Origin of the sequence: Streptomyces sp. NPDC058221, assembly GCF_042882365.1 — a bacterium.
Classification (GTDB): domain Bacteria; phylum Actinomycetota; class Actinomycetes; order Streptomycetales; family Streptomycetaceae; genus Streptomyces.
The window spans coordinates 1-10,643 of the sequence record NZ_JBHVWF010000207.1 but is presented as its reverse complement, the minus strand read 5'-3'; the positions used below and the strand labels follow the sequence as shown (position 1 = coordinate 10,643).

Sequence of the window (10,643 nt, the reverse complement as noted above, 5' to 3'; positions counted from 1 at the left end):
CTGTGCGCAGTTCCCCTAGTACCCCCGGCCCTGGTACGGGCGGTTGTACGGGTCCTCGTACGGGGACTGCTGCGCGGGAGCCGGCCGGGGTGACGCCGGACGCATCGACTCGTAACCGGTACCCGGTGCGGGACGCTGCTGCTGTTGCGGCGGCGCCTGGTATCCGCCGCGGCCCGCGGAGGGCTGCTGCGGAATGTACGGCGCCGGGGCGTGCTGCAGATGCGCCGGCTGCATCGGCGCGTACCCCTGCTGGGCCGCCTGTTGCGGGTAGCCGTACGTCGGCCCCGGCTGCGAAGGCGCCGCCGGGAGAGCCGGCAGGGCCGACGGGAGCGCCGGCAGATAGCTGTTGCCGGTGTCGTAGGCGGCGGGCACTCGGATCGGTGCGATCTGAGGGGTGCCCCGCTCCGCGACCAGCGAGTCGTAGATCGGAGTGTCGGGGAACGACGGTGCGGCGTAGTAGCCGCCGCCGTAGGTGGAGCGGGGGGAGGTCATGGCACCTAAGTTAAGCCCACGATGTGCCAATTGGGGAGCCCCAATCTTGGGGTTATCCGTTTTACGCTGATTCTGACGTCCTGACCTGTCAATACGCCGCTAAAGCCGCGGTCGGCAAAGGACCTTTCCTTGGTCAGGCAGTTGCTGACGAGAAGTGGCCGACGGGATACAAAGCGCGACGCACTGAGAGGAGATCGCCACCATTTTGTGGGTGCCCTCGGGTCTCCTTGAGTCCCCGGTGTGAATCCGTTCGTCATGCGCACGTCCAAGCACGGGAAATACCGGCAGAAGCTCAGGCTCTCTTCCCTGTCCTCGGTAACGACGGCAGGTCAGCCGAGTGTGATCCGGCGGAAGCGCGAGAGGGCGAGCGCCATGAAGACGGCGATGACGACGCCTGCGCAGAGCAGCGCGTACGGCAGCGCGTGGACCACGGGCCACGCCTCGCTCATCGGCATGCCCGCGGGCGGCGGATTGCCGAAGAGTTTCCGCACCGCGGTCGCCGTGGCCGAGACCGGATTCCACTCGGCGACGGTGCGAAGGGGGCCCGGCATGGTGTGGGTGGAGACGAAGGCCGACGACACGAAGGTCACGGGGAAGAGCCAGATCAGGCCGGCGCTCTGGGCGACCTCCACGCTCCGGGCCATCAGTCCGATGGTTGCCCCGACCCAGGACATGGCGAACGCGAAGAGCAGGACGAGCAGATAGGCGAGGACCGCGTCGGCCGTTGACGCGGCAATGCGCCACCCCACCAGGAGACCGCACAGCGACGTCACGGACACGGTGACCGCGCTCATGGCCAGATCCGAGATGGTGCGGCCGAGCAGCACCGCGAGCCGGGGCATGGGAAGGGCGCGGAACCGGTCCACCATGCCCTTGTCCATGTCGTTGGCGAGTCCCAGGGCGGTGAAGGCCGCGTTGAAGGTGACCGACTGGGCGAAGATCCCGCCCATCAGGAAGGTGCGGTAACCGGCTCCGCCGAGGCTGCCGCCGAAGACGTACGCCAGGAGCAGTACGAACATCACCGGCTGCACCAGGGCGGCGATCACGGACCCCGGCGTCCGCCGCAGGTTGAGCAGATTGCGCCCGGCGATGATGGTGGCATCGCGCCACAGCCGTTTGAGCGCGGTCATCGCGATCCCTCCCCGCCCACGGCCGCGCCGACCGGCTCATCGGCCGGTCCGCGTGTCGGATCCGAGTGTCCCGTCAGGGCCATGAACACGTCGTCGAGGGTCGGTGGGGCGAGCTCCACGTCGCTCACCGGGATCTCGGACAGCCGCAGCCGGCCGAGCGCGTCCTCCAGGGTGTGGGCACCGAAGTCCGTGGCGACCGTGAGCCGCCCCGTCCGCTGGTCCAGCACCGGTGTGTGCCGGCCCAGCGCGTCCAGGATCTGCGCGGCGGTGGTCCGCAGGTGCGGATCGGGCACGTTCAGCGACAGCCGCTCGCCGCCCACCAGAGCCTTCAGTTCGAGCGCGGAGCCGCGGGCGATCACCCGGCCGTGCTCGATGACGACGATGGTGTCCGCGAGCTGATCGGCCTCCTCCAGGTACTGGGTGGTCAGCAGCACCGTGGTGCCGCCCGCGACGAGGTCCTGGATGGAGCGCCAGGTGTCGGCCCGGCCCCGCGGATCCAGCCCGGTCGTCGGCTCGTCGAGGACGACGACGGACGGACGCGCGACGAGGGCGCCGGCCAGGTCCAGCCGTCGGCGCATACCGCCCGAATAGCTGCCGCTCGGCCGGTCGGCAGCGCCCTGGAGATCGAAGCTCTCCAGGAGCTGTCCGGCTCTGCGCCGGGCGGCATGCCGCCCCATTCCGTAGAGCCGGGCGACGAGACAGAGGTTCTCGCGCCCCGTCAGCTTGTCGTCCACCGCCGCGTACTGGCCGGAGAGGCCCAGATTCTTCCGGACGCTCTCGGGATCCCTGCGCACATCGTGCCCCGCCACCCAGGCATCGCCGCTGTCCGGCCGGAGCAGGGTGGACAGGACGCGTACCGCCGTCGTCTTCCCCGCGCCGTTGGGCCCGAGCACACCCAGCACGGTGCCCGGCGCCGCCTCCAGGTCCACCCCGGCCAGGGCCTGTCTGTCCCCGAACCTCTTGGTGAGCCCCTCGGCACGTATCGCCGGCTGGTTGCGCCGCTCCGTCATCGTTGCCTTTCCTCGTGCGGTCGGAGTGGAGGAGCCGGTCACGCCACGGAGATACGAGCACTTCTGGGGGTCAGATCCGTCCAGTGCACCTCGACGTAGTCCAGGCATGCGGTGTGGTCGGCGGGCCCGTACACGGCCTGCCAGCCTGCCGGGATCTCGGCGAACGAGGGCCACAGGGCGTGCTGTTCCTCGTCATTGACCAGCACACGGTGCTGGGTCTGCGGGTCGTCGAAGGGGTTGGTCATCGCGTCTCTCCCTGTGAGGTGGGGTGGCTGTCGCTCAGTGCGGCGGCCAGGGTGGTGCCGATCTGCGCGCGTGCGGCGGGCTGCATCATCTGGGCGTGCGCGCACGCGACGTCGTGGTTCTCGACCGGGCCGGAGATGTACGGATTCCAGAGCTCGCGTCCGAAGGTGTCGTCGGAGCGGCCCTCGGTGGCGGTGAAGAAGAGGGCCGGGCCCTCGAACCGGCGCGGTGTGTACTTCCGCATGAGCCGGGCCTGGCCCGCGAAGTTGTCCACCATCGCGTCGATGGTGGCGGGCTCCAGCGAGCCGAGCGGACTGCCGCTGCGGCGGAACGCGTCACGGACCGCACTCGCCTCGACCGCGCCGTCCCCGCCCAGCGCCTCGTCGCCGACACCCATGTTGGCCAGCAGCGCCCGGAACACGGTGTCCCGGTCCGCGTTGTCGAGGTCGTCCAGCGGGGCGAGCGGAAAGGCGTCCAGAATGCCGAGCAGCGCCACCCGCTCGCCGGCCTCCTGGAGCTGGACCGCGACCTCCTGCACCACGTTGCCGCCGAAGGACCACCCCATGAGGTGGTACGGCCCGCTCGGCTGGACGGCGCGGAGCTCGCGGACGTAGACGGCGGCCATCGACTCGATGCTGTCGGGGAACGGCTCGCTGCCGTCCAGGTTGGGCGTCTGCAGCCCGTACACCGGCTGACCGGGATCGAGATGGGGCAGCAGGCCGCCGTAGGACCAGGCGAGTCCGCCTGCCGGGTGGACGCAGAAGAGCGGGGGGCGCGCGCCGGTGGCCCGCAGCGGAAGCAGCGTGGCCAGCGGGTTGTCCCGCGCCCCGTCGAGGAGCCGTTCGGCGAGCCCGGCGACCGTGGGCGCCTCGAACAGGCTGCGGATGCTGAGCTCGACGCCGAGGGCCGACCGGATACGGCCGATCAGCCGGGTGGCGAGCAGTGAGTGGCCGCCCAGCGCGAAGAAGTCGTCGTCGATCAGGACACGTTCGGCGCCGAGCACCTCCGCGAACAGGGTGCACAGCACGTCCTCCCGCGGATTGCGTGGACTGCGGCCACCGGTGTCCACCGCGGCGAGGGGCGCCGGTCGGGACAGGGCCCCGCGGTCCAGCTTCCCGTTCGGGGTGACCGGCAGACGCTCCAGTGGCTGCCAGCCGGTGGGGACCATGTAGCCGGGCAACTGCCGCAGCGCGTACTGCCGTAGAGCCGCGAGGCGCCCGGCATCCGCGACGGGACCGTCGTCGCCCGCTCCGGACCAGACCACGTAGGCGGACAGCTGTGTGCCCGCCGCACCGTCCTCGTGCGCGACGACCGCGGCCCGTACGACATCGGGATGGGCGGTCAGCACGGCAGCGACCTCGTCCGGCTCGACCCGGAAGCCGCGCACCTTGATCTGGGCATCGGTACGGCCCGCGAAGAGCAGGGAGCCGTCCGGCGTGCGCAGCGCCCGGTCGCCCGTGCGGTACATCCTGGCGCCCGCAGGACCGTGCGGATCGGGCACGAAGCTGCGCGAGGTCTCGGCCGGCCGGTTGTGGTAGCCGTGGGCGAGGCTGTCGCCCGAGAGGTACAGGTCCCCCGTCACACCCAGCGGCACCGGATGCAGCCTCCCGTCGAGCAGAGCGACCCGGGTGCCGGTCACGGGTCCGCCGAGTACCGGGCGTGCGGTGTCCGCGATCCTGGCCACCAGGGTGTCGACGGTGGCTTCCGTCGGCCCGTAGAAGTTCCAGCTCTGGACGTCGGGAATCCCGCACAGTGTCGTCCACAGAGCGGCCGGCACCGCTTCGCCGCCCAGGATCAGGACGGTCGGACGATGAACTGCTCCCGGGGCGAGCAGCCCGGCCTCCAGCAGCTGGCCGGCATGGGTGGGGGTCGACTCCAGCACATCGAGTCCGCGGCGGGCCACCACGTCCACCAGCGCCTCGGAGTCGCGCCGGGTGTCGTCGTCCAGGAGGTGGAGCTCATGACCGTCGACCATCCAGAGCACCGGGTCGAAGGACGCGTCGAAGGACAGTGCCGCGGTCAGCGCGATCCGCAGCCGCCGGCCGCCGCGCGCCCGTACGGCGGGGGCGAACACCTGGTGGCGGTGGTGGTCCAGCAGACGGGCCAGCGAGCCGTGTCCCACGCGCACGCCCTTGGGGCGGCCGGTGGAGCCGGAGGTGTGGAGCAGATACGCGGCGTCGCCCGGTGCCGGACGGGCCGACGGCGGGGGAGTGCGGGGCACCTCCTGTGGCCCGGGACCGTCGCCGGCGTCGAGCACCAGCCGGCGCCACGGGCCGGGCACCCGCTCGGCGGTGGATTCGGCGGTGACGACCAGGGCCGGCCAGGCGTCGTCCAGTACCGCCCCGATGCGCCCGGCCGGCAGGCTCGCGTCGAGCGGGGCGTAGACCGCACCCGCCTTCAGCACACCGAGCAGCGCGGCGACGGAGTCGACGGACCGGGGAAGCAGCACGGCCACACACGCACCCGCCCGGACACCCTCGGCGTACAGCAGTGCGGCGACGCGGTCGGAGCGGGCCTCGAGTTGCGCGAATGTGGCCTCGCCGTCCGGGGCGGCCACCGCGACGGCGCCGCGGTGCGCGGCGACGCTCTCGGCGAACCGGTCCAGGACGGTGGCTCCCTCGCTGCCGGGCACGCCGCCGTCCCCGAGCGCGAGGAGGCGGGAGCGCTCGGCCGGAGTGGACAACGCCAGGTCGCCCACCGGCGTGTCCGGCGCGTCGACAGCGTGGGCGGTCAGGGTGAGGAACCACTCGGTGATGCGACGGGCGGTGGCGCTGTCGAAGAGATCCCGGCCGAATTCGAGCGTGCCGTCGAGGAACGCACCGTCCTCGCCGGTGCCCGGCCGTTCGGTGAAGCCGAACGACAGGTCGAACTTGGCCGCCGCGGTGTCGACCTCATGGATCCTCGTCCGCAGACCGGGCAGCTCCGGCCGGGGCGCCGGCGTGTTGTTCAGGGTGAGCATGACCTGGAAGAGCGGGTGGCGGCTGAGCGAACGGGCCGGCCGGACCTCCTCCACGAGGCGTTCGAACGGGAGGTCCTGGTGGGCGTAGGCGGCAAGATCGGTGTCCCGCACCCGTGCCAGCAGTTCCCGGAAGGCCGGGTCGCCGCTCACATCGGCGCGCAGCGCCAGGGTGTTCACGAAGAAGCCGACCAGTGGCTCAAGCGCCTCGTCGGTCCGTCCCGCCACCGGCGTTCCGATGACGACGTCCTCACCCGAACCGACCCGGTGCAGCACCGCGGCCAGTGCGGCGTGCAGCACCATGAAGGTGCTGGTGGCGGACTTCCTGGCGAGCCGGCCGAGGGCCGCCGTCGTCGCGGGCGGGACACGGAAGGCGACCGAACCGCCCCGGCCGCTCGGCACGGCGGGCCGAGCACGGTCGGTGGGCAGGGGTGTCTCCTCCGGTGCGCCCGCCATCTCGGCCCTCCAGTAGGCCAGTTGGGTGGACAGCAGGGAGTCGGGTGCGTCGGAGGTGCCCAGCAGCTCGCGCTGCCAGAGGGCGTAGTCCGTGTACTGCACCGGCAGCGGGGTCCAGTCCGGCGACTGCCCGGCCGTCCGCGCCGCGTAGGCCCGGGCCAGGTCCCGTGCCAGTGGCCCCATCGACCATCCGTCGGCCGCGATGTGATGCACGACGACGAGCAGCGTGTGCCGTTCTTCCGAGGTGCGGAAGAGTTCGGCGCGCAGCGGGATCCCGTGCGCCAGGTCGAATGTCCGCCCCGCCGCATCCCGCAGTGCGTCCGGCAGGTCCGCTTCCGTCACCGGAGTGACCGGCATGGCGGGGCGGGCGTCGGAGGGCGGGAGCACGGCCTGGAACGGCTCGCCGTCGCTCACCCCGACCACGGTCCGCAGGCTCTCGTGCCTCGCGACCAGGTCCGTGACCGCCTGACGCAGGGCCGTGCAGTCCACGGCGCCTTCCAGCTCCACCGCGAAGGCGATGTGGTACGAGGCGCCATCCGGCTCCAACTCGTGCAGGAACCAGAGTCGTTGCTGGGCGGCGGACAGTGCTGGGCGGGCGGGCCGTGCTGCCGGACGCAACGGCGGCCGTGCGCCGCCCGCCTCGTCCAGACGGTCGGCGAGGGCCGCAGGGGTGGTGGACTCGAAGAGGGTGCGCACCGGGAGTTCCACACCGAAGGCGGCGCGGATGCGGCCGACGAGACGCGTGGCCAGCAGCGAGTGCCCGCCCAGGTCGAAGAAGTCCTCGCCCCTGCCGACGTGTTCGTGCCCCAGGCACTCGGCGAACAGTGCGCAGAGGATCTCCTCCCGCGGTGACCGCGGCGGTTGTGCCGCCAACGGATCCGCCCCACGGCCGGACGGGGCGGCCCCGCCCTGCGGAAGCGCCCGGAAGTCCACTTTGCCGTGCGCGGTCAGCGGCATCGAGGCGAGGGGGAACACGGTGCCCGGCACCATGTACGCGGGCAGCCGCTCCGCCGCGAAGGAGCGGAGTTCACGCGCCGGGACCTCGCGGCCGGTGCGGGGTACAACCCAGCAGGCGAGCTGCCCGACGCCGTCCGCACCGGGGCGGACAGCGACCGCGCACTGCACCACATCGGGGTGGCCGCGCAGCACGCTCTCGATCTCGCCGGTCTCGACCCTGAACCCCCGCACCTTGACCTGGCCGTCGGCCCGCCCCACGTGGACGAGCCGCCCATCCCGCCGCCGCACGAGGTCACCCGTGCGGTACATCCGGGCGCCGGGAACCCCGTACGGGTCGGGGAGGAAGCGGGACGCCGTGGCGGCCGGGAGGTTCTCGTAGCCGCGGGCAAGTCCCTTGCCGGATATGTAGAGTTCGCCCGTCGCGCCCGGAGCGGCCGGCTGCAGCCGCGCGTCCAGGACCCGGGCACGCGTGCCCGCGACGGAACTGCCCAGGTGCGGCGAGGCGCCGAAGGTGACCCGCCCCATCACGCTGTCGACCGTGGTCTCGGTGGGCCCGTAGAGATTCCACACGGTGATGTCCCGCAGCGCGGCCAGTTCCTCCCAGAGCCGCTCGCCCAGGGCTTCGCCGCCGAGTGCCACCACCTGCGGACGGCGCCTGCCCGGGGCGAACAGCCCGTTGGCCGCCAGCTGTTCCAGGAAGGACGGGGTGGTCTCGATGACATCGATCGCGCGGTCGTGGACCAGGGCGGCGAGGGACTCGGGATCACGCCGGGCGATGTCGTCCACCAGATGGAGCTCATGGCCGGCGATCATCCAGAGCAGCGGGTCCCAGGAGGCGTCGAAGGTGAGGGCCGCTGTCAGGGCGACGCGCAGCGGGCGGCCGTCACTGAACGCCTCCGCGGGCTCCATCAGCCGCTCGCGGTGTCCCGCGTACAGGTTGGCAAGCGCGCCGTGCTCCACCGTGACCCCCTTGGGCCGGCCGGTGGACCCCGAGGTGTGCAGCACATAGGCCACGTCCCCGGCGCGCGGCAGGGGTGGCAGAGAGCCCTCGTCGTGCGCGTCCCACGGAGTCTGCTCGTCCAGGAGCAGGCAGGACGTCGCCCCGGTCAGGGCGTCGTCCGTTCCGGGGCCGGTCAGCAGCAGCCGGGGCGCGACCGTGTCGAGGACCGACCTGTTGCGGGTCAGCGGCTGGGAGAGGTCCAGCGGTACGTACACCGCCCCGGCCCGCAGCACGGCCAGCAACGCCACTATGTGCCCGGAGGTGCGCGGCAGGGCCACGGCCACCCGGTCGCCCCGTTCGACGCCCGCCACGCACAGGCGCCGCGCCAGCCGTTCGGTGCCGGCCAGCAGCTCCCCGAAGGTGAGCCGTCCGTCGGGCGCGACCACAGCGGTCCGGCCGGGCTGCAGGGCGGCACGTGTGGTGAGGACGTCCAGCACCGTCCAGTCCGATCCGGTGCGCGCGCCGGTGCCGGGCGAACCGCCGGCCGGCCGGGACCGGGACGGCCGCGGCAACTCGTCGAGTGCGGAGGCACGCTGAGCGGGCGTCAGGAATCCGGCCTCGTCGGCGGGCCGGTCGGGGTGGGCCAGCAACGCGGTGAGCAGCCGGGAGAAGTGCCCGGCGAACCGCTCGGCCGTGGCCCGGTCGAAGAGGTCTTGGCTGAACTCGAGTTCTCCCTCGATCCCGGCGGGCGCGCCCGCGTTGTCGTACCGTTCGGCCAGGTCCCAGGTGAGGTCGAACTTGGCGCCGCTGCCTCGCACGGAGGTCTCGTGGCTGACCGCGAGACCGGGCAGCACGGGGCGCGGCAGCGGAGTGTTGTTGAGGCTGAACATGACCTGGAAGAGGGGGTGGCGGGACGCGGAGCGCTCCGGTGCCAGTGCTTCCACGACGCGCTCGAAGGGCAGGTCCTGGTGCGCGTAGGCCGCGAGATCGGCCCGCCTGACGCGCGCCACGAGTTCCCGGAACGTCGGCGCCCCCGACGTGTCGGTTCTCAGTACCAGGGTGTTGACGAAGAACCCGATCAGCTCGGCGAGACTCTCGTCGGTGCGGCCCGCCACCGGCGTACCGACCGCGATGTCGTTCCCCGCACCCAGCCTGGTCATCAGTGCCGCGAGCGCGGCGTGCAGCACCATGAACCCGCTGGCCCCGCTGTCGGCGGCCAGCTCGACGAGCGCGCGGTGCGCGGCCGGGCCGACCATGACCGGTACCCGTCCGCCACGACCCGACGAACGGGCCGGGCGGGAGCGGTCCGCAGGGAATCCGCTCTCCTCGGCAAGCCCGTCCAGGGCTGCCGACCAGTGCGCGAGCTGCCGGCCCGCGACACTGTCCGGCTGCCCGGGATCGCCGAGCAGCGCACGCTGCCACAGCGCGTAGTCGGCGTACTGCACCGGCATCGGCTCCCACTCGGGCGCCCGGCCCGAGGCGCGAGCCGCGTACGCAGTGGAGAGGTCCCGCAGCAGCGGGCCCATCGACCAGCCGTCGGCGGCGATGTGGTGGAGCACGATGACCAGGACGTGCTCGTCCGCGCCGGCCGGGAACAGCTGGGCGCGCAGCGGCAGTTCCGTGCCCAGCGCGAAGGGGGTGGAGTCGGGTCGCACGTCGAGTGAGTCACCGGCCTGCCGCACCACCATCGGCGACCCGGCCGTGGCGGCAGGCAGCACGCGCTGCAGCACACCCTGCGCGTCCTCCGCGAAGACCGTACGCAGGCTTTCGTGCCGGGCGATGACATCACCGAGGGACCTGGCCAGGACGTCCCTGTCCAACGGGCCCGACAGCCGCAGCGCGAGGGGTACGTGGTACGCCGTTCCGGCGTCGCCCATCGCCTCCGTCACCCACAGCCGCTGCTGCCCGAACGAGGCCGGCAGCCGCTCCGGGCGGGGCAGCACCGCGGTCACGGCCGGGCGGGCGGGCGGCGCGGTGTCCAGCAGCGCGACGAGTCCGGCCGGGGTCGGCGACTCGAACAGGGACCGGATCGGCAGCTCGACGCCGAACTCGCCCCGGACCAGTCCCACCAGACGGGTCGCCATCAGTGAGTGGCCGCCGAGCAGGAAGAAGCTGTCGTCCCGGCCCACCTCCGGCAGACCGAGGCACAGCGCGAACGCGGCGCACATCCGCTCCTCGTCGGGCGTGCGCGCTGCCCCGCCCCGGGCCGGCACGGGATGCGCGGGCGGCAGGCGGTCGATGTCCAGCTTGCCGTTCGGCGTGAGCGGCAGCCGTTCCACCGTCGCGTACGCGGACGGCACCATGTGGTCGGGAAGGACCTCCGCCAGGGCGTCCCGAACGGCTCCGGGATCGAGGCCCGTCGCCGCGTCGGCGGGCACCAGGTAGGCGGCGAGGCGCTCGACCCCGGCAGCGGCGGTCGGGGTGACCGCCGCGGCCGCCACCCCCGGCAGCTCACGCAG

The 10,643-nt window shown here is 72.6% G+C and carries 5 protein-coding genes; all 5 read right to left on the bottom strand.

What is annotated here, in order from left to right; translation table 11 throughout:
* Window positions 1–15 precede the first annotated feature (15 nt).
* A complete protein-coding gene (locus ACFVW8_RS36165; protein WP_389697739.1) occupies window positions 16–492 on the bottom strand; it encodes a DUF6643 family protein in 477 nt (158 codons plus the stop codon).
* 329 nt (window positions 493–821) lie between these two features.
* A complete protein-coding gene (locus ACFVW8_RS36160) occupies window positions 822–1,622 on the bottom strand; it encodes an ABC transporter permease (RefSeq protein WP_389697737.1) in 801 nt (266 codons plus the stop codon).
* Window positions 1,619–2,632: an ATP-binding cassette domain-containing protein gene (locus tag ACFVW8_RS36155; protein ID WP_389697735.1), complete on the bottom strand. Its 1,014-nt coding sequence runs from the start codon at window positions 2,630–2,632 to the stop codon at window positions 1,619–1,621. The genes ACFVW8_RS36160 and ACFVW8_RS36155 overlap by 4 nt, the downstream gene beginning before the upstream one ends.
* Before the next feature lie 38 nt (window positions 2,633–2,670).
* On the bottom strand, window positions 2,671–2,877 hold the full coding sequence (locus ACFVW8_RS36150) for an MbtH family protein (RefSeq protein WP_389697733.1): 207 nt from the start codon (window positions 2,875–2,877) through the stop codon (window positions 2,671–2,673).
* On the bottom strand, window positions 2,874–10,643 hold a 7,770-nt coding region (locus ACFVW8_RS36145), incomplete at its 5' end, for an amino acid adenylation domain-containing protein (RefSeq protein WP_389697731.1). The genes ACFVW8_RS36145 and ACFVW8_RS36150, both read right to left, overlap by 4 nt.